Genomic DNA, 24,310 nt, shown 5'->3' on the forward strand with positions numbered 1-24,310 from the left:
GCCATGCCCTATCGAAAGTCCACGCCGCTCATGACCCGGCAGCCGAACAGGTCGCCGAGAATAGCCCGCTGGTGGTCGGTCAGGGGGTTCACGAAGACCGCGACGTCGACCCCACTCTGCCGGCAGGCATCGGCGACCTCACGGGCTTTGCCCGGGCTGAGCAGGGTGCGTCGCGAGAACGGCGCGGCCATCTTGTCCACCCCGCCGGAGGAGACGCCCCGCCGCTGAACGTGCCGACTCACCACGTGACCGCCGTGGCTTTCCACAGTGGTGGCCAACAGATCGAGCTTGTCAGTGAACTCGTTGTCCTTCGCCGAGAACAGGCCCACAAGTGCCACGTCGGCGCCCGCCAGCACAGCGTACGGAGTCCCGGCCCTGCGTCGGCTCATCGGGCAATGATGCCAAGCGGGCAACCCGGACGGACAGGGTCGGCCTTCGCGAGAGGAGCGGTAGCTCAGGGTGAGTCGACGGCGGTCACCCGCGCTGGACGCGCAGCACGCCGGTCAACATCGGCAGGGTGAACTCGCCCTGCGCGGTCTCGGACCTGTTCCCAAGGAAGGCGCGAATGCGGCCGAGGGTGGCGTCCCGCTCCTTTTCCGCCATGACCAGCATCCCTGCCCGGGTCGCGAGTGTCGCAACGAGGGAGTCGGCGCTTCGGCGCTGGCCGTGCGGAAACTCGACCTGCTCCGGCGCGCCGAACCGGGTGTCCAGGCCAGCGCTCGTAACGAGCAGGTCAGCAGTCGCCGCGCGCCACCTGCTCAGCGTGTCGCGGGGACCGATGGCCGCACTTCCGCTGACTTGTTCGAGCGCGGAGACCCAGTCGATCCGGTCGTCCATGACGTTCCACAGCCCAGCCAGAATGCCACCGGGCGCGAGGACCCTGGCAATCTCCGCCCCCGCGACGGCCAGGTCGAACCAGTGCAGGGCGTTGCCAGCCAGGACAGCGTCGACGGACGCGTCCGGCAACGGAATCGACTCCGCGCTACCCGGCAGGGCACGGACGGCCGGCAGCGCACGGCGTAACTCGGTGAGCATCGCCGGGTCGGGTTCGACCGCGACGACGTCCGCACCCCGCTCGACAAGCGTGGCGGACAGCTTGCCGGTGCCGGCACCGAGGTCGAGCACCCGTGGGCCGGGCGCGGGTTCAAGCGCCCAGCGCACCGCCTCCTGCGCGTAGTCCGGGCGGTGCTCGGCGTACGCGGTCGCCGCCGCGCCGAACGATGATCGCAACAGTTCGTCGTCCACGTAGTGACCCTAAGGCCAGGCGCGTCGACCCTTGTCGGAGGTTTCGGCGGCGGATGACTGCCCCGGTTACCGTCGGGGCGTGGTGGATCCGGTTCCGCTGGCGTCGGGGCGAGACGCCGACGTGTTCCTCATCGACGACCGGCGCGTCCTGCGCCGCTACCGCAACGGTGGAGACGTGGCCGCCGAGGCGGCCGTCATGGCGTACGTGGGAAGTCTGGGTTTTCCGGTGCCCACCGTGTACGAGGCGCGCGGGACCGATCTCGTCATGGAACGCCTGGACGGGCGCACCATGCTGGCGGCGCTCGTCGCGGGTGAGCTCGACGTGCTGGCGGCGGCCGACTGTCTGGCGGGCCTGCATCGCCGACTCCACGCGTTGCCGCCCCGGCTCGGCGCACCCGACGATGCCCGGGTCCTGCACCTCGACCTGCACCCGGACAACGTCATGCTGACGTCGCGGGGGCCGGTCCTCATTGACTGGCGCAACGCCACCGAGGGACCGGCGGACCTCGATGTCGCGCTGTCCGCCGTGATCCTCGCCCAGGTGGCCGTGGATGGTGAGCATCCCCTGGCGGCGCCGGCCGCAACGCTGTTGGAGGCCTTCCTGGACCGCGTCGGCGGCGGCCTGCTGACCGTGCTGGGCGATGCCCTGACCCTACGGCGAAACGATCCGGCGCTCACCACCACCGAGCGGGAGTGGCTCGATGCCGCTGCCGCCCTCATCACCGGGCGGTTCCCAGCGTGAACGACAGGTGGCAGATCAACGGGCTACCGTTGCCCGACCCGCTGATCGACCTGATCGAGTCCGGCCGCTGGCGACACCCCGGCGACGAGGTGCTCCGCCAGCTGATCCCCTGGCTCGACGACCCGCTGGACTTCATGACCACAATCGACGAGCTGCGTCTCCACAACCGTCTCATCGCCGAGCTGGGCACCGACACGCTGGAGTTCTTCCAGATCGGCCGCGGCAGCGCGGGCCGGCCGATCGTCCTGCCCTGGCTCGACCTGGACCAGGCCGTCTTCATCGCCGAATGCCGCTACGCGGGCGACGACATCGCGGTCGCGCTGGACTATCGCACCAACCCGGCAGACCCCCGCGTACTGGCCACCGCCCTCCCCGCCGCGCGCCACTGCTCCTGGCGGCAGGTCACGCCGACGTTCACCCAGTTCGTCGACGCCCTGCACCTGCGCTGACCATGAGCATGGCGGGGTCGGTTCAGGTGAGGTCGCGACGCCGTCCGACGAGCATGGCGACGCCGACCGCGCCCGCGGCGTACAGCAGCAGTAGTCCGAATGCCACCGTGCCGCCCGGATGGGCGACTGTCGTGACGAGAACGACCCGGGTCATCGGCGGGAAGGGACGACGGTGCCGGCGGCGACCGGACGCGCGGCGACAACAGGTGCCGCGGCGCCCGGGGCCGTCGGACGCCCGTCCGTGCGGCGGCCCCACCGGGTACGCCCGCCGGGCTTGAAGACGGACAGGATCGTCGCGGTCCACAGCAGGGCGGCGAACAGTCCCATGGCGCCGATCAGCAGCATTCCGGTGGTACCGGTCTCGATCAGGCCGGCTGCGCTGCGGGCCTCCAACTCCTCGATCCAGGGGCCTTCGAAGACCGCGAGGAACGGCAGGGTGAGCGCGATGACCAGCTTGGCCAGCACCCAGGTGTGCTTGAGCAGGCCCCACGGGGTGCCGAGCGAAACCACGACACCCGTGATGATCGTCAGGAAGACGCTCGGGATCGCCAGCAGCATTTCGAACCTGCTCAGCAACAGATAGGCCCCGTGCTGCAACTCGTGGCTGTCGGCCGTCGCCCCGAGGATCGCCAGCAGGAGCATGCCCGTCGAGATGCCCAGCCAGCCGACCCCGATGCCGACGTGCAGCGTCAGCCACACCTTCCGCGGCATCCGCCCCAGCCGGGGAAAGCGCGGCCGCAGGCCACTCACGATCGCCGAGGACAACGCCATCCCGAGCCACGGCATGTCGTGGGCGAACAGGAACAGGAACTGCGCCGGCACGAAGAGCAGGTGGAAGATGATCAGCACCTGCCTGGTGCGGGCGGCGAGCGCGGGGCGCCCGAGCGCGAACCAGCCACCGAACGACAGCACTGCGGCGAGCGCATACGCGTACGTGCCGGCGGTCGTGAAGAGCGGGTGCGGCGGGTCGGGACGTAGCGCGACCAAGGTACCCGCGGTGACGGCGAAGACACCGAAGACGAGCTGCAGTAGTCGCGGACTGAGACGTGGTCTGGCCATGCACCCACCCTCGCCGGGGCGGGCAGCTCGGTGCGTCGGCGGATCCGATAGAACGGTTCAGTCCATCGGCGATGATCAACGGGGGTGGCGTACAACTTTCGACCGACGCCTGCGCCTGTCGGTCGGCCCTACGCTGGCACCATCATGACGTCGCGTCTCCTGGTTCAGGTGGTGCGCTGGTTCCGCCACCGCCCGGTGATCGACGCGGTGGCGGCGTTCGCCATGGCGGTGTTCGTGGCGACCGGGGAGTTCGGGGTGGACTTCTTCGGCCCCACCATCGCCGGCTTCGGCCCCCGCCTTCCTCCGCTCTGGCTCGGCATCCCCCTCGGCCTCGCGCTCGGGCTGCTGACCTGGCGGCGGCGCCAGGCCCCGACGCTCCTGCTGGCCGGCTCCCTGGCGGCGACCTTCCTCGTGTCGGCCCAGGTGGCGGTCGTGCTCGCGCTCTACACGCTGGCCGAGCGCACCACGGCGTGGCCCAAGGTCGCCGCCAGCGTCCTGGTCTCGGTGGTCCTGATCGGCATCCCGATCTGGCGGTACGCGGGTGCCGACGGGGCGATCCCGGTCACCGTTGCGGTGTGCGTCGCGCCGGCGTTGCTCGGCCTCTACGTCGGCACCCGGCGCGAGCTTGTCGAACGCATGCGGGAACGGGCCGAGCGCCTCGAACGCGAGCAGCACCAGCGGGTGGCCCAGGCCCGAAGCGACGAGCGGGCCCACATCGCTCGCGACATGCACGACGTCGTCGCCCACCGGGTGGCGGTGATCGTGCTGCAGGCCACGGCACTGGAGTCGGCCAGGGGCGGGGACGCCGTGGCCCGGGGACGACAGATCGGAGCTATCGGGCGGGAGGCGCTCGCCGAACTGCGCGCCCTGGTGGGAATCCTTCGCGGCGATGACGACGCGCCGCTGGCCCCGCAGCCCGGCCTGACCGATCTGGACGCGCTCGTCGAAGATTCCCGCCGGCTCGGCGTACCGGTCACCCTGGAGGTGGAGAACGTGACAGGTGAACGCCTACCGCTGCTCATCGAGCACGCCGCCTACCGCATCGTGCAGGAGTCCCTGACCAACGTGCACAAGCACGCGCCAGGCGCCCGAACCCGGATACGCGTCCGGCAGACACCGCAGTCGCTTCGGGTGACGATCAGCAATGGGCGCGGACGGCCGGGCACCACCCCGCCCCTGCCCGTCGGCGGCCACGGGCTCCTCGGCCTGGCCGAACGCGTCCACCTGATCGGCGGAAAACTGACCTCCGGTCCCACACCCGACGGGGGATTCAGCCTGGCCGCCGAGGTACCGATCGCACCCGGGAAGGACAATGAGCGCACCGACTAGGACGTTGATCGTCGACGACGAGTGGATGGTGCGCTCGACGCTGCACACCATCCTCGACGCGGCCCCGGACATCACTGTGGTCGGAGAGGCGTCCGACGGGGCCCAGGCGGTCGAACTCGCCCGGACGCTCCGGCCCGACGTCGTCCTCATGGACATCCGCATGCCGCGGACCGACGGGCTGACCGCGACCGAGCAGATCACCCGACTCGACCGGCCGCCACACGTCGTCGTGCTCACCACGTTCGACCTCGACGAGTACGTGCACACGGCGCTTCGCCACGGTGCCGTCGGCTTCCTGCTGAAGGACGCCTCCGCCGAGGACATGATCAACGCGGTACGGAGCGCGGCGCGCGGTGACGCGATGATCTCCCCAAGGGTGACCCGCAGACTGCTCCGGCAGTTCTCCGGTCCGACTCTCGACCGGCGCAACAACGCCGAACAGCGACTCACGGTGCTCACCGAGAGAGAACGAGAAGTCCTGATCGCCGTCGGCGGCGGCCTGTCCAACACCGCGATCGCGGCCACGCTCTACATGAGCGAGGCGACGGTGAAGACCCACATCAGCCGGATACTGGCGAAGCTGGGCCTGACCAACCGCGTCCAGGCGGCGATTCTCGCCCACCAGGCCGGAGCGCTCGACTGAGTACGCGCGACGTTTCACGGAAGCCGCCGCAGGGCGGGCTCACTCATGAGCCGCGCGGGCGGCTTACTTCCGCACCTCTCGATCCAGGCCGTTTTGCGGCTGTCCTGGCAGGTGGTGAGGCAGAATCGGGGCGATGATCTATAGAAAGCCGAGTTGACGCGCGAACTCCTGGTGAACCGAGACGAGTTCAGCAAACCGGATGGGCTTGCGGGACACCGCCGAGAGATCCTTGCCCTCCCTGGTCCAGGGTGGCGGCAACGTGTGGATCCCGTGGTCCAAGGCGACGCTGGCCACCTCGGCTTCCCAGCCCGGCCACCGCAAGCCCTCATAGAACTTGGTCATCGCACCTGCGAGCATCGCCTCCAGCCAGTCGCCATACCCAAGCTCAAGATCCTGCCAAGTCAGATCCTCCGGGCCGAAGTAGTGCACCGTCGGCTTCACGCCCGGCTGCGCCGGCAACCACGCGAACCGCCCGCCCATCACATCGAAAGCGACCACCAGACGAGCAGCCCCACGGGCCATCTCGGCCGCTACCTCCGGCAGCCCATCGTGCCCACCACCGAGCACCCGAAGCCAACCGTGATCGATCAGCAGCCCGCCACTGTTGGCCACCACCGCCCCGAGCCACGACCTGGTCGTAATTCCCAAGGCTGCCAGGCAGGCTGCCGCCCGCTCAGGATCCGCCGCCAGCACCTCCACCGGATACGGAGCCGCTCCAACCAGCGCCAAGATCTCCGACCACGCAGACCGTTCCACGCGCTCAGCCTCCCAGGGGTCACGTCCGCGCTCCAAGAGAGACCGGGGTTGGGGGCCCACCGCCGTCAAGGTCACGCTGAAACCAGGTTGTAGTGGCATCACCGATGCGCCGACACCACTACAACCATGATGTTGCGTGATCTTGCGCGACGGCGCGGCGCTCATCGCGTCGTCAAGCAACGTCAGGATGCCGTGGGGCCGGGACGCCGTAGCCAGTCTGGGCTCGGCGGTGCTGGGACCCGTAACGGCCCTCGCCGATCACGGATGTACGTCGCGTAGTCCGCGAAATGTCGATGGCGGCCCAGGTAGTGCGGGTAGTGGTCGAAGTGCCACCGGCAGGCCTCGATGAACTCGGAGTGGTCCTCAAGCCCGAGGCGAGCGCAGAGATGAGCGAATTCGTCCAAGCCGTCCATCATCTCGGCGCACTGTGCGGGCGTTGCGCCATCGGCGCCCCAGAGCACACCGACCGGAAGCTCGTGGACCGCTTGATCGAGCCATTGACGGTCATGGCGGTAGCGACCCTGGTCAAACTCGGCCGAGACGACCGCAAGGTTCCGCTTACCCTCCGTCGTCGCGATCCCGTCCGGCAGCGTCACGCCCATCTCACCGCCATCGACGCTTTCGATCTCGGCCTCGATCCAGAATCCAATGGGGAAAGATGAATCGGCCGTCATATTCAGCGACGTAATGGCGGGGACCTTCTCCACGATGCGGTGGTTCCGCCCGTGAGCGTCGCGAACGGAGACCTCGACCCAGCCGGGAAAGTCGTCAGAGTGCCAGCGCGTCACCAACGCCCTCAGCTTCACCATGAGGCGAACGCTAGGCAGCAGACGTTGGAGCGGCATCAGACGTTGAAGCGGAACTCCACCACGTCGCCGTCCTGCATGACGTACTCCTTGCCCTCGATGCGGACCTTGCCCGCCGCCTTGGCCGCCGCCATCGAACCGTGCTCGACCAGGTCGTGGTAGGAGACCACCTCGGCCTTGATGAAGCCGCGCTGGAAGTCGCTGTGGATGACACCCGCGGCCTCCGGCGCGGTGGCGCCGACCGGGACGGTCCAGGCGCGTGCTTCCTTGGGGCCGGCCGTGAGGTACGTCTGCAGGCCGAGCGTGCGGAAGCCGACCCGGACGAGCTGGTTGAGGCCGGGCTCGTTCTGCCCGATCGACTCCAGCAGCTCGCGGGCCTCGTCCTCGGGGAGGTCCACCAGCTCGGATTCGATCTTCGCGTCCATGAAGACGGCCTCGGCGGGGGCGACCAGGGCCCGCAGTTCGTCGAGGAACGCCTCGTTGGCCAGCTCGGCCTCGTCGACGTTGAAGACGTACAGGAAGGGCTTGGTGGTGAGCAGGTGCAGCTCGCGCAGGTGCTCCAGCTCGATCTTGGCGGCGGCGGCCCCGGAGTAGAGGGTGGTGCCGCCGTCGAGCACCTCGATCGCGGCCTTCGCGGCGGCGACCGCGGCGAGCCGGTCCTTGCGGAGCTTGGCTTCCTTCTCCAACCGGGGCAGCGCCTTGTCCAGGGTCTGCAGGTCGGCGAGGATCAGCTCGGTGTTGATCGTCTCGATGTCGTCGGCCGGGGAGATCTTGCCGTCGACGTGCACCACGTTGGGGTCGGAGAAGGCTCGGACCACCTGGCAGATCGCCGAGGCGTCGCGGATGTTCGCCAGGAAGGCGTTGCCCCGACCCTGCCCCTTCGACGCGCCACGGACCAGGCCGGCGATGTCGACGAACGACACCGGAGCAGGCAGCACCTTCTGCGAGGAGAAGATCTCGGCCAGCTTGCCCAGCCGCTCGTCCGGAAGCCCGACCACGCCGACGTTGGGCTCGATGGTGGCGAACGGGTAGTTCGCCGCCAGCACGTCGTTCTTGGTCAACGCGTTGAACAGCGTGCTCTTGCCGACGTTGGGCAGGCCGACGATGCCGATGGAAAGACTCACGACCAGCCAGCTTACGCGGCGCGCGGTTTATGTCGCGACGCGACCCGGCAAGCGTTGTTACTCTGCCGAACTCGATGTCTCGCTGTGGGAGGTGGGATGACCTCGACGTTGCCCGAGCTGTACATCGCCGTCGATGTGGAGGCGGACGGGCCGATCCCCGGGCCGTACAGCATGATCTCGCTGGGTATGGCCGTGGCCGGACACCCGGACCTGTCCTTCTACACCGAGCTGCGCCCCATCTCCGACGACTTCGTGCCGGCGGCACTTGCCGTCTCCGGCCTGGACCGGGACCGCCTGTTGCGGGAGGCGCCCACCGCGCAGGAGGCGATGACCGCGGCGGCGGCCTGGGTCAACGGGCTGCGCCGGATCGGCCGCCCGGTCTTCCTCGCCGCCCCCGCCGTCTGGGACGGCATGTTCGTGCACTGGTACTTCGTCCGCTTCGTCGGCCACAGCCCGTTCGGCGCCACCGGCTCGGGTGTCGACCTGCGCAGCTACTGGATGGGGCTGACCGGCAGCGAGTGGGTCCAGACCCGCAAGGGCAAGATCAAGCACGAGCTGGGCCTGCACGACGTGCCGCACACCCACCACGCCGGGGAGGACGCCGCCGAACTGGCGCAGGTCTTCGACGCGGTGCTCCGCCGCCGCCAATCCGACGAGCAGGCGTGACCGGCCCCGGGCGAGCAGGCGTGACAGACCTCGGCGAGCAGGCGTGATCGGCCTCGGCGCTCAGCCGAGCAGGCGCGGGGCGATCACCACCTCCTGGACGGTGCCGTCCGCGCCCCGGCTGACCTCGTACGCCGAGACGCCCTCGCGGTCCGCGACCGCCTCGACCAACTGGGTGCCCCGGTAGACCAGGCCGACCCCGTCGTCGGTGCAGTGGCTGGTCGGCAGCGTCCCGTTGCCGACCAGCTCGTGCATGAGCGGGCGCCGCTGCCCCTCGCTGTCGTAGTGCACCCCGTTGCCGTACGGCAGCCAGGCCAGGCCGTCGGTGAAGCCGCGCAGCCGGGGGCCGAAGCTGTCGGTGGCACCGCCGACATGCCAGCAGATCGAGCCCGCCGAGACCCCGGCCAGCACCACGCCGGCCTGCCAGCACTCGCGCAGGATCTCGTCGAGCCCGTGCACCCGCCAGACGGCGACCAGGTTGGCCACGCTGCCGCCGTCGACCCAGATCACGTCCTGGGCGAGCAGGTGGGCACGGACGTCCTCGATGTTCGGCATCGGGAACAGGGCGAGGTGCGACAGCCGGAACCGGGTCTTGGCGAACGCGCCGTAGACGGCGCTCAACACGACGGGGTGGTCCCCGACGGCCTGCCCGAGGTAGCAGACCCGCGGCTGCGAACCCGCCTCGGCCAGCTCGGCCGCCAGCTCGAAGACCGGGCTGGGGCGCAGGTCAGTCGGGCCCCGGTTGCCCCGGAAGAAGCCCATGCTGGTGGCGAGGATGGTCGGTGTGCTGGCGGGCATCGGGCGTCCTTCCGTCGGGGTGCGGCGTCCATCCTGCCGCAGCCGGCTGACGGCACACCGTCGAACCCGGCGAGGCCGGTCGGCCGACGAGGTCAGTTGCCGTGGCGCTGTCGGGGCACCCGGGCCTCGGGCCGGAGGCCCGGGGGCAGCTCGTCGAGCGGCCGGTCGGCCGGGGGCAGCTCGTCGAGCGGCCGGTCGGCCGGGGGCAGCTCGTCGAGCGGCCGGTCGGCCGGGGGCAGTTGGGCCGCGGCGGCGCGGGGCAGGGTGAACCGGTCGGCGGCGGCCGGACCGGCAGAGATCGACTCGCGCAGCATCCAGCGCACCTCGTCGGCCGTCCAGCCCAGCCCTGGCCGGGCGGCTATCTCGCGGACCAACCTCCGGCCGACCCGGGTGTCGTCGTCGTAGAAGCGCATGCACCAGTGGTGCGTCCACATGCCGAGCGCCCGCAGGCCCGCGTCGTCAAGCGAGCCGACCAGCCGACCGCAGGCGGTGTCGGTGAAGGTCTGCTCGGGGTCGGTCGTCCGGTCCCGGTCGATCGCGCCGCGGGCGGCGGGCGCGACGGCCCGCATCCGGCGGTAGAAGGCCTGCGCCACCGCGCGGGGCAGTGGCGGAAATGTGCCAGGTGTCGACGCCGCCGCCCAACCCGCCACGCTCGTCATCCGCCGCACCCCTTCTTGAGTTGGTGGCCGGACGCTACCCGGCACGACCGACACTTCCGGGCCGGAAAAACCCGTGGGATCGCGGATAGCGACGATGACCTGGGGCGTCTGTATCTGTGACAACGAAACGGGGGTGGTGGGTGGACGAGGACGAGCGTGCTCGGCTGGCCGAGTTCGTCGGCAGCCGGACGCCGGCGCTGATGCGTGTCGCGTACCTGCTGACCGGCGACCGCAACGCCGCCGAGGACCTGTTCCAGTCGGCACTGGCACGGACCATCCCGAAGTGGGGATCGATCCGACACGCCGATCCCGAGGGGTACCTCCGCGCGGTGATGTACCGCGAGCAGATCAGCTGGTGGCGACGACTGCGCCGATGGCGGGAGACGCCGCTCAATCCGGCGGACGAACCGGTCGGCGCCGACCCGAGCGGCGGCTCCGACGTGCGGTTGGCGATGCGCGCCGCACTGCGCCACCTACCACCGGCACAGCGGGCGGTGGTGGTCCTGCGCTACTACGAGGATCTGCCCGAAGCCCGGGTCGCCGAACTGCTCGGCTGTTCCGTGGGCACGGTACGCAGCCGTACCCACCGGGCGGTCACTCGTCTGCGCGAACTGCTGCCGGAGGTCGAAATGCTGGAGGTACGGCGATGACCGATCCCTTCGAGCACCTCATCCGCTCCACCCTCACCGACCTCGCCGAGGAGGCACCGATCGTGCATGACCAGTTGAACGGGGCGGAACGGCGGGTGCGCAACAGGCGCCGCGCCACGGTGACGATGGGGGCGGTCGGCACCCTCGCGGCGATCCTCATCGCCACTCCGCTCGCTCTCGCCTCGACCGGCTCGGACGAGGCTCCACCGGCCGCCCCCAGCCCGGCGGGCCCGGCGGCCGTGCCCGGTCCGCCCGCGCCCGACCAGTCCGCGCCGACGACCGTACCGAGTCCGGGCGGCGCGAAGCAGGACCCGCCGACGCGGCCGAGCGCGCCCGGCGAGCCCGCTGCACCCGGCGAGCCCGGTGCCCCCGGCGACGCCGCCGGTACGCCCGGTGCCCCTGGTGCGCCCGGTGCCCCCGCTGCTCCTGGGGTGCCCCGTGATCCATCCAAGCGTGACGTGCCCAGCGAGCCCTCGCCGGTGACCGCGCCCGGCGTGCCGGGCCAGCCGATGACCGGCTCGACTGTGCCGCGCTGAGCAGGATCGGTCAGGTCGGCGGCCTCCTCGCCCTGACCTGACCGGTCAACCGCCGGCGGCTCCGGCGGCCCACCGCTCGATCCTCTGGTCGCAGGACGAGGGCCAGCGCCGGTCAGCCGAGCGGCTGACGGCGATCCGGCCGCGGAGATGCCGGTCACGTCCACGCGGCCCCTCCCCGCACCGGCGAGCGCCGCGCGTCACCGGAAACGGCGGGCGCCGGCCCACCGGGTTTGCCGAGGCCGGTGAGCCCGCCCATCCTTGGGCGCATGACCGATCCCGGACACCCGACGTGCCAGCCGCGGGGGCGACGATGAGCACCACGATGCCCCGGGTCCCCACCTCGCTGACCGGGCAGATCGTCACACCCGGCGACCGCCGGTACGCGCAACTGCGCTCCACGTACACCACCACGGCGTCGCCGGCCGCCGTCCTGCTGCCGAAGACCACCGCACAGGTGATCGACGCGCTGCGCTACGCGCGGGAGCAGCGGCTCCCGATCTCCGTCCGCAGCGGCGGGCACGGCTTCTCCGGGACCTCCTCCAACAACGGTGGCGTGGTCATCGACCTGTCCATGCTCAACCGGGTGCAGGTGCTCGACGAGCGGGCCGGACTGGTCCGGGTCGAGGCCGGGGCCCGCTGGGCGAACGTCGCGAAGGCGTTGGCGCCGTACGGCCTGGTGATCAGCTCGGGTGACTACGGCGGCGTCGGCGTCGGCGGCCTGGCCACCGGCGGCGGTGTGGGCTGGCTGGTCCGCGCCCACGGTCTCACCCTCGACCGCGTCCGCGCGGTCGAGGTGGTGCTCGCCGACGGGACGCTGGTCCGCGCCGACGCCACCCACGAACCGGACCTGTTCTGGCTGGTCCGGGGCGCCGGAGCCGGAGCCGGGATCGTGGTGGCCTTCGAGATCGAGGCGGTCGAGCAGCGCAACGTCGGCGTGACGCAACTGATCGTCGAGGCGCATCCGGACGGGCGCACCATCCGGGAGTGGGTGGCCTACCTCGCGCAGGCCCCACGGGAGTTGTCCGCGGCGGCCGTGGTGTACGCCGAGGGGCGCTCGGCCCTCATGTCCATCACCGCCGTGGTGGCCGCCGAGAGCCTGCGCCGAGCCCGACCCGTGGTGGAGCCGCTGCTCGCCATCGGCAAGGTGCTCGAACACCGCACCGACCTGCTGCCCTACCCGACGTTGGTGCCGACCGCGCACCTGAGCCCCAACGTCGGGCAGCAGCGCGGCACGACCACGAACGGTCTGTTCACCGGGCTTGACGACGCCGGCGCGCGGGCCGTGCAGCGGGCGGTGACCGGGCCGGGGCGGGCCGTGGTCCAGCTCCGCTCGCTGGGGGGCGCGGTCAACGACGTGGCATCCGACGCGACCGCGTACGCCCACCGCCACCAGGACACGCTTGTCATCGCCTCGGTGTTCCCGCCGCGGGGTGGGCCGGCGTTGGACACCGCCTGGCGGACCGTCGGGGCGCGGGCCGACGGCGCATACGTCAACTTCGAGGGCCGACCGGACCCGGCCGCGTTCGCCCGGATCTACCCGGGCGAGACCGGGATCCGGGTACGCCGGCTGTGGAAGCGGTACGACCCGGACGGCGTGTTCCGGTCGGCCCTGCTGACCGGTCAGCCGCACCGCGCCGCCCAGCCGCACCGCGCCGCCCAGCCGAGCCGCGCCGCCCAGCCCAGCCGTTCCGCCCAGCCGCACCGTTCCGGCCAGCCCACCCGATCCGGCCAGCCCACCTCGGCCGGTCAACCGCATCGACGACGTCGCCGCCCCCGCTGACGGAGGCCCCTGCTCACCGGCACGCCGAGGTCCGATTCCCGCCAGCGATGGCGGGTCGAGCGGGGCATCATCGGTGACATGGAGCTGGACTTCGAGCGGTGTTACCGGGCCGTGGACAGTCGTGACCAGCGGTTCGACGGCTGGTTCTACACCGGCGTGACGTCCACCGGCATCTACTGCCGGCCGTCCTGCCCGGCGATCACCCCCAAGCGGCAGAACGTCCGTTTCTTTCCGTCCGCTGCCGCCGCACAGGGTGTCGGGCTGCGCGCCTGCCGCCGCTGCCGGCCGGACGCCGCGCCGGGCTCACCCCTGTGGGACGTCCGCGCGGACGTGGTCGGCCGGGCGATGCGGCTGATCGCCGACGGCGTGGTCGACCGGGACGGCGTACCCGGGTTGGCCTCTCGTCTGGGCTACACCGAGCGGCACCTGCACCGGATGCTGAGCGCCGAGATGGGCGCCGGGCCGCTCGCCCTGGCCCGGGCCCAGCGGGCACAGACCGCGCGGATCCTGATCGAGACCACCGACCTCGGGATGGCCGAGATCGCGTTCGCCGCCGGCTTCGGCAGCGTCCGGCAGTTCAACGACACGCTCCGCGAGGTGTACGCGAGTGCCCCGTCCGACCTGCGGACGGCGCGCGGCGGTCAGCGGACGCCGGCCGGTGCGGGGACCATCGCGCTGCGGCTGGCGTACCGTCCGCCGTTGCACGCCCAGGCGCTGCTGGACTTCTTCGCGACGCGGGCGCTGCCCGGGGTGGACGAGGTTCGCGACGGGACGTACCACAGGGGTCTGCGGTTGCCCCACGGCACCGGCGAGGTGGCGCTGACCCCGGCGGCCGGGCACGTGGCGGCGACGCTGCGGTTGACCGACCTGCGCGACCTGGCGCCCGCGGTGGCCCGGTGCCGTCGGCTGCTCGACCTGGACGCGGACCCGGCCGCCATCGACGCCACGCTGGCCGCCGACCCGGCGCTAGCCCCCCTAGTCGCAGCCGAACCAGGAATCCGCGTCCCCCGAGCGGTAGACGGCTTCGAAATGGCAGTCCGCGCCATCATCGGCCAACAGATCTCCCTAAAAGCCGCCCAAAAAACCCTAACCCGCCTCCTCACCACCCACGCTTCCGATCAGGTCGATCATGAGGTTGACCTGGCGATTGGAGATCGAACCCCAGGCCAACCTCATGATCAACGGGGCGCAGGGGGCGGGCGACGGGGCGCAGGGGGCGGGGCCGGGGGGCTCCGGGGGTTTTTGAGTCCGGAGGAGTTGTTGGCGGTGCCGGATTCCGGGTTCGGGATGCCGGCCGGGCGGCGGGAGACCCTTCGGGGGTTGGCTCTCGCGGTTCTTGACGGGTCCGTCGACCTGGCGGCTTCGGTGGATCGGGTGTCGGCCACTCGGGGGTTGCTCGCGCTGCCTGGTGTCGGGCCGTGGACCGCCAACTACCTTGCCATGCGCGCCTTCGGCGACCCGGACATCCTGCTCAGCACCGACCTCGCGGTCCGGCGCGGCGCCGCCGCGCTCGGCCTGCCCGACAACCCGACAACCCTCGACGGGTACGCCGACCGATGGCGTCCCTGGCGGTCCTACGCAACGATGAGACTCTGGAGAGCGGCATGAGCATCGACAGCACCGTACTGAGCACACCGGCCGGCCCGTTGAGCATCCTCGCCGGCCCGGACGGCGACGTACGGGCAGCCGGCTTCACACCGGACCCGGCGGCGCTGCTGCCCCTGATCCACCCGACCCTGCGGGCGCCGGTGCGCCAACGGGCCGACCTCGGCCCGGTCACCGCGGCGGTCCACTCCTACCTGGACGGTGACCTCGACGCGATCGACGCGGTGCCGGTCCGCCAACGCACCGGCGGGGAGTTCATGGCGCACGCCTGGCAGGTGCTGCGCGAGGTGCCGCCCGGTGCCCCGGTCACCTACACCGGGTACGCCGTGCTGGCCGGTCGGCCACCGGCGGTGCGGGCCGCGGCGGCCGCCTGCGCCCGCAACGCGGCGGCACTGTTCGTGCCCTGCCACCGGGTGCTGCGCACCGACGGCACGCTCGGCGGATACCGCTGGGGGCTGGACGTGAAGAAGTGGCTTCTCGGTCATGAGCGGCGCCTGACAGCAAGCTGACACCGGCGTCGCCCGCCATTGACGCTACCGTCTGGTATGCCTCTGCGGAGCGACGGCGACCCGGCCACCCCGGTCGCCGCGCCCCGGCACCCGTTGCACAACCTCTGGCGGCTACGCCCCTACCTGCGCCCGTACGCCGCCGAGTTCGCCTGGCTGCTCGTCGCGGGCCTCGCGGGCACGGCCGCCGGGATCGCCGTACCGCTCGTCGTGCAGCGGGTGGTGGACGGGCCGGTGGCCCGACACGAACCGGCCGGGCTGTTCCAGCTCGGCGGCCTGGCACTGCTGCTCGGTGTGGTCGAGGCGGTGCTCATCTTCATCCGCCGGTGGGTGCAGTCCTCCTCGGCGGTGGGCATGGAGGCGGCGCTGCGCGCCGACGTCTACGCCCACCTGCAACGGTTGGCGACAAGCTTCCACGACCGCTGGCAGTCCGGCCAGTTGCTGTCCAGGATCACCAGCGACCTGTCGGTGATCCGCCGGTTCCTCTCCTTCGGCGTGTTCTTCCTGGTGCTCAACCTGACCACCTACGTGGTCGTGGTCGTGCTCCTGGTCAACCTGCACCCGATGCTCGGTGCGCTGGTCGCGGCCAGCTCGGTGCCGCTGCTGCTGATCAGCCGCCGGTTCGGGCGGCACTACCACGCCGCGTCCCGGCGGATGCAGGACCAGCAGGGCGACGTGGCGACCCTGGTCGAGGAGACCGCGCAGGGCCTGCGCACCATGAAGGCGTACGGCCGGGGGCCGGAACTGGCCGCCCGCTTCGGCGTCGGGGCGCAGCGGCTGCACGACACGGGCGTCGGCAAGGCGCGGCTGCTGGCCAACACCTCGGCGTTGCTCGACCTGGTGCCCAACGTGACACTGGGCGTGGTGCTGGTGGCCGGTGCGGCCGCCGCCGCGAAGGGCTCGCTCACCATCGGCGAGCTTGTCGCGTTCGTCAGCCTCCAACTGATGCTCATCTGGCCGGTGCAGTCGCTGGGTTGGATCATCGCCAACGGTCAGGAGGCCGCCACCGCCGCCGACCGGCTCCAGGAGGTGCTGGACACCCCACCCCAGATCGTGGACTCCCCCGGCGCGCTCGCGCTGCCCCGGGACGCGGTGCACGGCCGGCTCCGCATCGAGCGGGTCTCGTTCAGCTACCCGGGCGCCACCGCGCCGGTGCTGCGCGAGATCGACCTGGTCGTCGAGCCGGGCGAGACGCTCGCCCTGGTCGGCGCCACCGGCTCCGGCAAGAGCACGCTGCTCTCGCTGGTGCCCCGGCTGCACGAGGTGACCGCGGGCCGGATCACCCTGGACGGTCACGACCTGCGTGAACTGCGGCTGGCCTCGCTGCGCCGACTGGTCGGGGTGGCGTTCGAGGAGCCCACGCTCTTCTCCATGTCGGTGCGGGAGAACCTCACCCTGGGGCACCCGGACGCCGGCGACGACGACGTCCGCGCGGCCCTCGCGCTGGCCCAGGCCGACTTCGCGTACGACCTGCCGTGGGGATTGGCCACCCGGGTCGGTGAGCAGGGGATCTCCCTCTCCGGCGGGCAGCGTCAGCGGCTCGCGTTGGCGCGGGCCGTGCTCGGCCGACCGGCGGTGCTGGTGCTCGACGACCCGCTGTCCGCTCTCGACGTGCACACCGAGGCGCTTGTGGAGGCGGCCCTGCGGCAGGTCCTGCGCAACAGCACCGCGCTGCTCGTGGTGCACCGGCCTTCGACGATCTCCCTGGCCGACCGGGTCGCGCTGCTCGAAGACGGGCGGATCACCGCCGTGGGCCGGCACTCCGACCTGCTGGCGACGGTTCCGGCGTACCGGGCGCTGCTGGCCGCCGAACCACCCACCGGGCAGCCGCCGGCGGCGGAGACCGCCGGCCCGAGCCCGTTCCCCTCCGACGGTTGGGGGCTGGTGCGCTCGTGACAGTGCCGAAGCAGGCCGAACCACCGCCCGAGGAACAACCGGAGCTGACCCGCTGGCGCGGGACGGCCACGGACCCGGAGGCGGACCGGAGCCGAGCCGAGGACACCGCACCCGAGGCGGTGGCCCGGCTGCGCCGGCTCAGCCGGGCCCTGCTCGCCGACCAGCTCCGACCACACCGGAGACGACTCGCCGCAGCGGTCGGCCTGCTGCTGACCCAGAACGCCGCCGCGATGGCCGGCCCGTACCTGGTCATGATCGGCATCGACCGGGCCATCGCGCCGCTGCGCGCCGGTGACGCCGTCCCGCTGGTCGCCGTCGCCGGGGCGTTCGTGGTCGCCTCGCTCACCGAGTACGCTGCCCGGCGCGGGTTCCTCACCCTCTCCGCCCGGATCGGCCAGGCCGTCCTGCTCGACCTGCGGCAGCGGGTTTTCGGGCACTTCCTGCGGTTGTCCGTCGGCTTCCACGAGCGGTACACCTCCGGCCGGATGGTCTCCCGGCTCACAAGTGACCTGGACTCGATCGCCGAACTCGTCGACGGTGGCATCGACAACCTGGTGATGGCCGGGCTGTCGATGCTGTCGGTGGCCGCCATCCTGCTCTGGCTGGACCTGCCGCTGGCCGCCGTGACACTGCTCGCCTTTCCGTTCCTGTTCGTGCTCTCCCGCTGGTTCGCCAGGTCGTCGGCGAGCGCGTACCGGCGGACCCGGGACGCGGTCGCGCTCGTCATCGTGCACTTCGTCGAGTCGATGCGGGGCATCCGGGCGGTGCAGGCGTTCCGCCGGGAACCGCGCAACCAACGGATCTTCGTGGCGCTCGGCGACGACTACCGGCGGAGCAGCCTGCACACGTTCCGCCTGATCGCCACGTACTCCCCGGCGATCAAGCTGATCGGCAACGTCACCGTGGCTGCGGTGCTCTGCTACGGCGGGTGGCGGGTGCTCGACGGCCAGACCGAGGTCGGTGTGCTCGCCGCGTTCCTGCTCTACCTGCGTCGCTTCTTCGAGCCGATGCAGGAGCTGAGCCAGTTCTACAACTCCCTACAGTCGGCCACGGCGGCGTTGGAGAAGCTGGCCGGGGTGCTCGACGAGCGGCCGGCCGTCGCCGAGCCGGCCCGGCCCACACCGCTGCCGACCGGGCCCGGTCGCGGCGAGGTGAGCTTCCGGGCGGTCTCCTTCGGATACCGGGCCGGCACCCCGATCCTCGGCGGGCTGGAGCTGACCGTGTCGGCCGGACAGACGGTGGCGCTGATCGGGCCGACCGGCGCGGGCAAGTCGACGATCGCCAAACTCGTCGCCCGTTTCCACGACCCGGACAGCGGCACGGTCCGGCTCGACGGGGTCGACCTGCGCGACGTCGGCGACGCCGACCTGCGCCGCGCCGTGGCGTTGGTGACGCAGGAGAACCACCTGTTCAGTGGGACCGTCGCGGAGAACATCAGGTTCGGCCGCCCGAGCGCGGACGACGAGACGGTCCAGGCCGCCGCGCGGGCGATCGGCGCGCACGACTTCATCGCCGCCCTGCCCGAGGGGTACGCCACCCAGGTGCACCGGCGCGGCGGCCGGCTCTCCGCCGGACAGCGCCAACTCGTCGCGTTCGCGCGGGCGTTCCTGGCCGACCCGGCCGTGCTGATCCTGGACGAGGCGACGTCGTCGCTTGACGTACCGACCGAACGGCTGGTGCAGCGCGCACTCGGCACCATCCTGCGCGACCGCACCGCCCTGGTGATCGCGCACCGACTCTCCACGGTGGAGACCGCCGACCGGGTGCTCGTCCTCGACGGCGGGAAGATCGTCGAGGACGGCCCACCCGCCGTGCTGGCCGAGGCCGGCGGCCGGTACGCGGCCCTGCACCGGCAGTGGCGCGACTCGCTGATCTGAACCAGCGATCCCACAACTGCGTGGCCCGACCCCCCGGCGGTGCCTACGATCGCAGCATGACCGATACGGCGAGGACGGCCCGCGCCGGCGTCCCCGAGCGTCCGACCCTGGACGGGCTCGAGGAAAGCTGGGCACGCCACTGGCAAGAGAAGGGCACGTACGCGTTCGACCGCTCGAAGAAGGCGACCGTTCCGGGTCCCGGCGCGGCGTCAGACGCGCCGAGCCGGAATGGTCGTAGTAAGGACGTGTACGCCATCGACACGCCACCGCCGACCGTATCGGGCGAGTTGCACATGGGGCACGTGTACTCGTACACGCACACCGACATCGTCGCGCGTTACCAGCGGATGCGCGGCAAGACCGTCTTCTACCCGATGGGCTGGGACGACAACGGCCTACCCACCGAGCGTCGCGTGCAGAACGTCTACGGGGTGCGCTGCGATCCGGCACTGGCGTACGACCCGGTGTGGCGGCCACCGGCGACTCCTGTCGACGACGCGGCCCGCCGCGACCCCACCCCGCTCTCCCGGCGCAACTTCATCGAGCTGTGCGAACGGCTGACGGTCACCGACGAGCAGGCCTTCGAGTCGCTGTGGCGACGGCTCGGGCTCTCGGTGGACTGGTCGTTGACCTACACCACGATCGGTCGGATCGCCCGGACCACAAGTCAGCGGGCGTTCGTGCGTAACCTGCTGCGCGGCGAGGCGTACCAGTCGGAGGCGCCGACGCTCTGGGACGTCGGCTTCGCCACCGCCGTCGCCCAGGCCGAGTTGGAGGACCGGGAGCGCCCCGGCGCCTACCACCGGCTGCGGTTCGCCGGGCCGGGCGGGCGGGAGGTGCAGATCGACACCACCCGGCCGGAGCTGTTGCCCGCCTGCGTGGCGTTGGTCTGTCACCCCGACGACGAGCGGTACGCCGACCTGGTGGGCACGACGGTGCGCAGCCCGCTGTTCGGCGTCGAGGTGCCGGTGCGCGCCCACCCGCTCGCCGAACCGGGCAAGGGCACCGGCATCGCGATGGTCTGCACGTTCGGCGACCTGAGCGACGTGACCTGGTGGCGGGATCTCGACCTCGACACCCGGGTGGTCATCGGCCGCGACGGCCGGCTGCTTCCGGAGCCGCCGGACGGGGTGCCGGCTCCGCCGTACGCGGCGTTGGCCGGGCAGACCGTCAACGGCGCCCGCCGGGAGATCGTCGGGATGCTTGCCGACGCGGGCGACCTGGTCGGCGAGCCCCGTCCGATCACCCATCCGGTCAAGTTCTACGAGCGCGGCGACCGCCCACTGGAGATCGTCTCGACTCGACAGTGGTATCTGCGCAACGGCGGCCGGGACGCGGACCTGCGGGCCACACTGCTGGCCCGGGGCGAGGAGTTGCACTGGGTGCCGGCGCACATGAAGCACCGCTACGACAACTGGGTGGGTGGCCTGACCGGCGACTGGCTGGTCAGTCGGCAGCGCTTCTTCGGGGTGCCGGTGCCGGTGTGGTACCGGCTCGACAACACTGGCGAGCCGGACTGGTCCCACCCTCTCACGCCGGACGAGTCCGCGCTGCCGGTCGACCCATCCAGTGACCCGGCGCCCGGCTACGACGAGTCGCAGCGCGGCCGACCCGGCGGTTTCATCGGTGATCCGGACGTGCTGGACACCTGGGCCACCTCGTCGCTGACCCCGCAGATCGTCGGTGGCTGGGAGACCGACCCGGAGCTGTTCGCGCAGGTCTTTCCGATGGACCTCCGCCCGCAGGGGCAGGAGATCATCCGGACCTGGCTGTTCGACACCGTGGTCCGTTCGCATTTCGAGCACGGGGTCCTGCCCTGGCGGGACACCGTGCTGTCGGGCTGGATCCTCGACCCGGACCGCAAGAAGATGGCCAAGTCCAAGGGCAACGTGGTCACCCCGCTGGCCCTGTTGGAGCAGCACGGCTCGGACGCGGTGCGCTACTGGGCGGCCAGTGGCAAGCCCGGCACGGACCTGGCCTTCGACCCGGCGCAGATCAAGATCGGCCGCCGACTGGCCACCAAGCTGCTGAACGCGTCCAAGTTCGCGCTCGGGCTGGGGGCGGCGGACGCGCTGCGCGCCCCCGTGACCACGCCACTGGACCGGGCCATGCTCGCCGAGCTGACCACCGTGGTCACCGCCGCGAGCACCGCCCTCGACGCGTACGACCACACGGCCGCGTTGCAGGCGGCCGAGGCGTTCTTCTGGCGGTTCTGCGACGACTACATCGAGTTGGTCAAGGAGCGGGCGTACGCCACCGGCGCGGCCGGCGACTCGGCGCGGGCGGCGCTGGCCTCGGCGCTCTCGGTGCAGCTACGACTGTTCGCCCCGGTGCTGCCCTACGTGACCGAGGAGGTCTGGTCGTGGTGGCGGTACGGGTCGGTGCACCGCGCGACGTGGCCCACCACCTACGAGGTGGCCCGGTCGATCGAGGGGTCGGGTGACCCGGCGCTGTTGCGGCTCGCCGGCGATGCGTTGAGCCAGGTGCGGCGGGCCAAGTCGGAGCGGAAGCTGTCGATGAAGGCGGAGGTGCCGCTGGCCGAGGCGCTCGGCCCGGCGGCCCTCCTGGAGCAGCTCACCCTGGTCGCCGACGACCTCCGGGCGGCCGGCCGGATCGACAAACTCGACCTGCTCCCCGACCGCACCCCGGAGCTGGTCATCGCCTGCGCCTTCTGACCCGGTACGGGTGCTGGACGGTCTCGCTGACCGATGCGATGATCACGGGCCATCATCCAGCACAGTGAGTACGGGGATCATGCGCATTCGTACACTCGTCGCCGGGCTCACGGCCGGGCTACTCCTCGCCGTCGGCCTGGCCGGACCCGCCCAGGCGGCGACGGTCACCGCCACCTACACCGGTTGGACGTGGAACGTCGCCGGCTGGACAATCCACCGAGGCGTCACCAACGACGGCCTCATCCCGGCCCTCGCGGACTCCATCCGGAACCGGGCCGCCAACTTCGCGGCGCTGAACGAGCTCTGTTGGAGCCAGTACAAGGCCGTCCAGGCGAACCTGCTCGCGTCCGGCTGGCCGCAGGACGACACCAACTTCTCCCGGTTCGAGGCGCACAGCGAGACCGCGTGTGGCGGTGAACCGTTCGGGGTGGCCCTCTTCAGCCGGGCACCCCTCGGGGCGGCCAACCGCTACGCGTTGGCCGCGGACGGCACCAGCGAGCGACGCAAGCTGCTCTGCGCCCCGCTCGAAGCGCGCCCACACCTGCGGTTCTGCACCACCCACATCACGCCGTCGAATGCGGTGATCAACGGCAAGAACATCAACGTGACCCAGTTGGACGAGGTACGCGGCAGGATCGACAGTTTCGCCGCCAACGGTGACACCGTCCTGATCGCGGGTGACTTCAACGCCCAGCCGCACTACGGACGGCTCGACTCCTGGTACTCGACCACTCTGAACACGCCGAACAACGGCGCCAACACCGGCGCCTACCGGGAGCTCGACGACACCGACAGCCGCTGCCCCGGGTACGGCGAGACCACCGTCTACGACGGCAACACCGAGGGGCTCTGCGGCCAGGGCAAGAAGATCGACCTGATCTTCGTTCGCAACGACCGGATCGCCGGGTCGTACAGCGGCGACTCGCTCGCCATCTCGACCACCTGCGGCGGCCCCTGTTCGGATCACCGGATCGTCATCGGCACTGTCACCGTCTCCGTGACCGCCTGATCAGGTGACCGGTCCGCCGCCGCTCACCCCCCTTCGGCGGCGGCGGACCGGCCGTCACCAGCCGCGCAGGAAGCGCAGCCCGAGCAGGAACGCGACAACCGCGGGACCGACGAGCAGGGTGATCGCCTGCAGGCGGTACGGCATCCGGTGTCGGGTCAGCTCGCCCGCGTTGCCCAGCACGATGGCCCCGGCCAGCATCAGGAACGCCCCCCACCAGCCGGTCTCCAACTCGATCAGGTCGACCCGGATCAGTTGCAGGGTCACCCCGAGCAGCGCGCCGGTGAGCGCGAGCAGGGCCACCGCCCGGTGCAGGCCCCGGGCCAGCGGGTGGGCCGCCCGCCAACCGTAGGTGCCGGCGACCGCCAGGCAGGGCAGCACCACCATCAGCGGCCAACCCCGCCCCATGACGCCGAACATCAGCAGCGCGCCCACCGCGAACACCAGGGTGCCGACGCAGGCGAGCATGTAACCGCCGAAGGCCCGGCCACCGCCCCGGGCCAGCAACGGGCCGCCGCTGGCCGCGATCAACGCGGCCGGGATCAGGATGAACACGGCCCACCAGTGGAACTGGCCGCTGCCCTGGGCAGCCGTGGCGACCGTGGCGCAGGCCAGCCCGGCAACAGCCAGGCTGGTCAGCCACGGCCGACTGCTCCGGGAGTACGGCTCAGCCAACGACGTCCGCTCCGCTTCGACGCTCACACCCAACAGCCTGGCCCGACAGGGCCCAGCCGGTCCATCCGGCCAGCCCTACCGCCGAGGGGTGGCTGGCCGGAACACCCCCTCGTACCGCTCTCAGCTCGTCTCGCCGGCCACGCTGAACGAACGCAGGCGATCGATGGCCAGCACGGTGAAGCCGACGCTTACCAGCGCGGTCATCACCGAGGCCACCGGCACCGACACGGTGGTCTCCAACAGCCCGGTCGGGGCGATCCGGTCGGCGAGGGCGATCACGTACTGCTGGATGGAGAGCACCTTGGTGCCGCTGACGAAGTTGCCCAGCAGCCCCTCCCAGATCAGCACGTAGACCAGGCCGAGCAGCACCGGCCGCCTGGTGACCAGGCTGAGGGCGAGGAACAACGCCGAGTACGCCAGCGCGCCGAGCGCCGCCGCGACGGCCAACGCCAGTCCGAGGCGTACCGAGTCGGCGAGCACGCCCGCGACGTAGAGCGGCAGCGCGACGGTAGCCGCGCTGACCCCGGCGGCCACCGCGAGCTTCGGCAGCACGATCTGCCAGCGCGGCAGCGGCTTGGTCAGGATGTGCACGACGGTGCCGTCGTCGATCTCGGCGCCCAACACGCCGGTGCCGATGATCAGCGCAACCACCGGCAGCACCACGGCCAGCCCCAGGCCGACGAGCACCGGCGGCCCCCACTCGCCCGGGTCCACCCCCAGCGACCGGCAGAGCACGGCCAACCCGAGCAGCACCAGTGGCAGCGGAAGCAGCAGCAGGAACCGACGCCGGCCGAACAGCCCGCGCGCGGTGATCCAGGTAATTGTCGACAT

Annotated in this window: 24 protein-coding genes and 1 pseudogene; 14 read left to right on the forward strand and 11 right to left on the reverse strand. The window is 71.4% G+C overall.

Annotated elements, in window-relative coordinates; translation table 11 throughout:
• Positions 1-8: 8 nt before the first annotated feature.
• Positions 9-389: a hypothetical protein gene (locus ACGFH8_RS26955; protein ID WP_393372224.1), complete on the reverse strand. Its 381-nt coding sequence runs from the start codon at positions 387-389 to the stop codon at positions 9-11.
• 85 nt (positions 390-474) lie between these two features.
• Entirely contained in the window at positions 475-1,245 is a 771-nt protein-coding gene (locus ACGFH8_RS26960; protein WP_393372227.1) for a class I SAM-dependent methyltransferase, read from the reverse strand.
• A gap of 79 nt (positions 1,246-1,324) precedes the next feature.
• Between ACGFH8_RS26960 and ACGFH8_RS26965 the strand changes: the two genes are divergently transcribed.
• The gene (locus tag ACGFH8_RS26965; protein ID WP_393372230.1) at positions 1,325-1,987 is read left to right on the forward strand and encodes a phosphotransferase; all 663 of its coding nucleotides are present in this window, start codon (positions 1,325-1,327) and stop codon (positions 1,985-1,987) included.
• Positions 1,984-2,436: a hypothetical protein gene (locus tag ACGFH8_RS26970; RefSeq protein ID WP_393372233.1), complete on the forward strand. Its 453-nt coding sequence runs from the start codon at positions 1,984-1,986 to the stop codon at positions 2,434-2,436. The genes ACGFH8_RS26965 and ACGFH8_RS26970 overlap by 4 nt, the downstream gene beginning before the upstream one ends.
• Positions 2,437-2,458: 22 nt before the next feature.
• Here the strand turns inward: ACGFH8_RS26970 and ACGFH8_RS26975 are convergent, their stop codons facing one another.
• Positions 2,459-2,590, reverse strand: coding sequence for a hypothetical protein (locus tag ACGFH8_RS26975; RefSeq protein WP_393372235.1), 132 nt, complete (start codon positions 2,588-2,590; stop codon positions 2,459-2,461).
• Complete coding sequence (locus tag ACGFH8_RS26980) at positions 2,587-3,495, reverse strand: hypothetical protein (RefSeq protein WP_393372238.1); 909 nt, start codon at positions 3,493-3,495, stop codon at positions 2,587-2,589. Before ACGFH8_RS26980 ends, ACGFH8_RS26975 begins: the two co-directional genes overlap by 4 nt.
• 144 nt (positions 3,496-3,639) lie before the next feature.
• Between ACGFH8_RS26980 and ACGFH8_RS26985 the strand changes: the two genes are divergently transcribed.
• Together ACGFH8_RS26985 and ACGFH8_RS26990 are read left to right on the forward strand one after the other, a co-directional pair.
• The gene (locus tag ACGFH8_RS26985; protein WP_393372240.1) at positions 3,640-4,824 is read left to right on the forward strand and encodes a sensor histidine kinase; all 1,185 of its coding nucleotides are present in this window, start codon (positions 3,640-3,642) and stop codon (positions 4,822-4,824) included.
• A complete protein-coding gene (locus tag ACGFH8_RS26990; RefSeq protein WP_393372243.1) occupies positions 4,808-5,467 on the forward strand; it encodes a response regulator in 660 nt (219 codons plus the stop codon). Before ACGFH8_RS26985 ends, ACGFH8_RS26990 begins: the two co-directional genes overlap by 17 nt.
• Positions 5,468-5,605: 138 nt before the next feature.
• On the opposite strand, the gene ACGFH8_RS26995 is transcribed toward ACGFH8_RS26990, so the two are convergent.
• The 3 genes from ACGFH8_RS26995 to ychF all read right to left on the reverse strand — a co-directional run bounded on the left by ACGFH8_RS26995 (position 5,606) and on the right by ychF (position 8,153).
• On the reverse strand, positions 5,606-6,223 hold the full coding sequence (locus ACGFH8_RS26995) for a DUF2625 family protein (RefSeq protein ID WP_393372245.1): 618 nt from the start codon (positions 6,221-6,223) through the stop codon (positions 5,606-5,608).
• A gap of 182 nt (positions 6,224-6,405) precedes the next feature.
• Positions 6,406-7,032, reverse strand: a complete 627-nt coding sequence (locus ACGFH8_RS27000; RefSeq protein ID WP_393372248.1) for a hypothetical protein — start codon at positions 7,030-7,032, stop codon at positions 6,406-6,408.
• Between the two features lie 35 nt (positions 7,033-7,067).
• Positions 7,068-8,153: a redox-regulated ATPase YchF gene (gene ychF, locus ACGFH8_RS27005; RefSeq protein WP_393372250.1), complete on the reverse strand. Its 1,086-nt coding sequence runs from the start codon at positions 8,151-8,153 to the stop codon at positions 7,068-7,070.
• A 96-nt stretch (positions 8,154-8,249) separates the two neighbouring features.
• Here ychF and ACGFH8_RS27010 point away from each other — a divergent pair, with 96 nt between their 5' ends.
• Entirely contained in the window at positions 8,250-8,819 is a 570-nt protein-coding gene (locus tag ACGFH8_RS27010; protein ID WP_393372253.1) for an exonuclease, read from the forward strand.
• A gap of 60 nt (positions 8,820-8,879) precedes the next feature.
• Here the strand turns inward: ACGFH8_RS27010 and ACGFH8_RS27015 are convergent, their stop codons facing one another.
• Together ACGFH8_RS27015 and ACGFH8_RS27020 are read right to left on the reverse strand one after the other, a co-directional pair.
• Positions 8,880-9,614 (reverse strand): Type 1 glutamine amidotransferase-like domain-containing protein, encoded by a 735-nt coding sequence (locus ACGFH8_RS27015; RefSeq protein ID WP_393372256.1) that lies wholly within the window; start codon positions 9,612-9,614, stop codon positions 8,880-8,882.
• Between the two features lie 182 nt (positions 9,615-9,796).
• Positions 9,797-10,273 (reverse strand): annotated as a pseudogene (locus ACGFH8_RS27020) (hypothetical protein); the annotation flags it as partial.
• Between the two features lie 140 nt (positions 10,274-10,413).
• Here ACGFH8_RS27020 and ACGFH8_RS27025 point away from each other — a divergent pair.
• From ACGFH8_RS27025 to ACGFH8_RS27065, 9 genes are all read left to right on the forward strand, one after another.
• A complete protein-coding gene (locus tag ACGFH8_RS27025; protein WP_393372259.1) occupies positions 10,414-10,923 on the forward strand; it encodes a SigE family RNA polymerase sigma factor in 510 nt (169 codons plus the stop codon).
• Positions 10,920-11,459, forward strand: coding sequence for a hypothetical protein (locus tag ACGFH8_RS27030; protein WP_393372262.1), 540 nt, complete (start codon positions 10,920-10,922; stop codon positions 11,457-11,459). The genes ACGFH8_RS27025 and ACGFH8_RS27030 overlap by 4 nt, the downstream gene beginning before the upstream one ends.
• 310 nt (positions 11,460-11,769) lie before the next feature.
• Positions 11,770-13,239 carry an FAD-binding oxidoreductase gene (locus tag ACGFH8_RS27035; protein WP_393372265.1) on the forward strand — a complete coding sequence of 490 codons (1,470 nt, stop codon included), beginning with the start codon at positions 11,770-11,772 and terminating at the stop codon, positions 13,237-13,239.
• Between the two features lie 78 nt (positions 13,240-13,317).
• Positions 13,318-14,847 carry a DNA-3-methyladenine glycosylase 2 family protein gene (locus ACGFH8_RS27040; RefSeq protein WP_393372267.1) on the forward strand — a complete coding sequence of 510 codons (1,530 nt, stop codon included), beginning with the start codon at positions 13,318-13,320 and terminating at the stop codon, positions 14,845-14,847.
• Positions 14,844-15,353 carry a methylated-DNA--[protein]-cysteine S-methyltransferase gene (locus tag ACGFH8_RS27045; protein WP_393372269.1) on the forward strand — a complete coding sequence of 170 codons (510 nt, stop codon included), beginning with the start codon at positions 14,844-14,846 and terminating at the stop codon, positions 15,351-15,353. Before ACGFH8_RS27040 ends, ACGFH8_RS27045 begins: the two co-directional genes overlap by 4 nt.
• A gap of 36 nt (positions 15,354-15,389) precedes the next feature.
• The gene (locus tag ACGFH8_RS27050) at positions 15,390-17,246 is read left to right on the forward strand and encodes an ABC transporter ATP-binding protein (protein WP_393372272.1); all 1,857 of its coding nucleotides are present in this window, start codon (positions 15,390-15,392) and stop codon (positions 17,244-17,246) included.
• Positions 17,243-19,123, forward strand: coding sequence for an ABC transporter ATP-binding protein (locus ACGFH8_RS27055; protein ID WP_393372273.1), 1,881 nt, complete (start codon positions 17,243-17,245; stop codon positions 19,121-19,123). The genes ACGFH8_RS27050 and ACGFH8_RS27055 overlap by 4 nt, the downstream gene beginning before the upstream one ends.
• Positions 19,124-19,179: 56 nt before the next feature.
• Positions 19,180-21,798, forward strand: a complete 2,619-nt coding sequence (gene valS / locus ACGFH8_RS27060; RefSeq protein ID WP_393372276.1) for a valine--tRNA ligase — start codon at positions 19,180-19,182, stop codon at positions 21,796-21,798.
• 79 nt (positions 21,799-21,877) lie between these two features.
• Positions 21,878-22,807 (forward strand): endonuclease/exonuclease/phosphatase family protein, encoded by a 930-nt coding sequence (locus ACGFH8_RS27065; RefSeq protein ID WP_393372278.1) that lies wholly within the window; start codon positions 21,878-21,880, stop codon positions 22,805-22,807.
• Between the two features lie 54 nt (positions 22,808-22,861).
• On the opposite strand, the gene ACGFH8_RS27070 is transcribed toward ACGFH8_RS27065, so the two are convergent.
• The gene (locus tag ACGFH8_RS27070; protein WP_393372280.1) at positions 22,862-23,506 is read right to left on the reverse strand and encodes a hypothetical protein; all 645 of its coding nucleotides are present in this window, start codon (positions 23,504-23,506) and stop codon (positions 22,862-22,864) included.
• A 93-nt stretch (positions 23,507-23,599) separates the two neighbouring features.
• Entirely contained in the window at positions 23,600-24,310 is a 711-nt protein-coding gene (locus tag ACGFH8_RS27075) for an ABC transporter permease subunit (RefSeq protein ID WP_393372283.1), read from the reverse strand.

This window comes from Micromonospora sp. NPDC049175, assembly GCF_043197345.1.
Lineage (GTDB): Bacteria > Actinomycetota > Actinomycetes > Mycobacteriales > Micromonosporaceae > Micromonospora.

Bases quoted from the DNA above. Each gene is read 5' to 3' on its own strand.
- ACGFH8_RS26955 (WP_393372224.1), bottom strand. From the start codon at position 389: ATGAGCCGACGCAGGGCCGGGACTCCGTACGCTGTGCTGGCGGGCGCC.
- ACGFH8_RS26975 (WP_393372235.1), bottom strand. From the start codon at position 2,590: ATGACCCGGGTCGTTCTCGTCACGACAGTCGCCCATCCGGGCGGCACG.
- ACGFH8_RS26980 (WP_393372238.1), bottom strand. From the start codon at position 3,495: ATGGCCAGACCACGTCTCAGTCCGCGACTACTGCAGCTCGTCTTCGGT.
- ACGFH8_RS26985 (WP_393372240.1), top strand. From the start codon at position 3,640: ATGACGTCGCGTCTCCTGGTTCAGGTGGTGCGCTGGTTCCGCCACCGC.
- ACGFH8_RS26990 (WP_393372243.1), top strand. From the start codon at position 4,808: ATGAGCGCACCGACTAGGACGTTGATCGTCGACGACGAGTGGATGGTG.
- ACGFH8_RS27000 (WP_393372248.1), bottom strand. From the start codon at position 7,032: ATGGTGAAGCTGAGGGCGTTGGTGACGCGCTGGCACTCTGACGACTTT.
- ACGFH8_RS27010 (WP_393372253.1), top strand. From the start codon at position 8,250: ATGACCTCGACGTTGCCCGAGCTGTACATCGCCGTCGATGTGGAGGCG.
- ACGFH8_RS27015 (WP_393372256.1), bottom strand. From the start codon at position 9,614: ATGCCCGCCAGCACACCGACCATCCTCGCCACCAGCATGGGCTTCTTC.
- ACGFH8_RS27030 (WP_393372262.1), top strand. From the start codon at position 10,920: ATGACCGATCCCTTCGAGCACCTCATCCGCTCCACCCTCACCGACCTC.
- ACGFH8_RS27035 (WP_393372265.1), top strand. From the start codon at position 11,770: ATGAGCACCACGATGCCCCGGGTCCCCACCTCGCTGACCGGGCAGATC.
- ACGFH8_RS27040 (WP_393372267.1), top strand. From the start codon at position 13,318: ATGGAGCTGGACTTCGAGCGGTGTTACCGGGCCGTGGACAGTCGTGAC.
- ACGFH8_RS27045 (WP_393372269.1), top strand. From the start codon at position 14,844: ATGAGCATCGACAGCACCGTACTGAGCACACCGGCCGGCCCGTTGAGC.
- ACGFH8_RS27050 (WP_393372272.1), top strand. From the start codon at position 15,390: ATGCCTCTGCGGAGCGACGGCGACCCGGCCACCCCGGTCGCCGCGCCC.
- valS (WP_393372276.1), top strand. From the start codon at position 19,180: ATGACCGATACGGCGAGGACGGCCCGCGCCGGCGTCCCCGAGCGTCCG.
- ACGFH8_RS27065 (WP_393372278.1), top strand. From the start codon at position 21,878: ATGCGCATTCGTACACTCGTCGCCGGGCTCACGGCCGGGCTACTCCTC.
- ACGFH8_RS27075 (WP_393372283.1), bottom strand. From the start codon at position 24,310: ATGTCGACAATTACCTGGATCACCGCGCGCGGGCTGTTCGGCCGGCGT.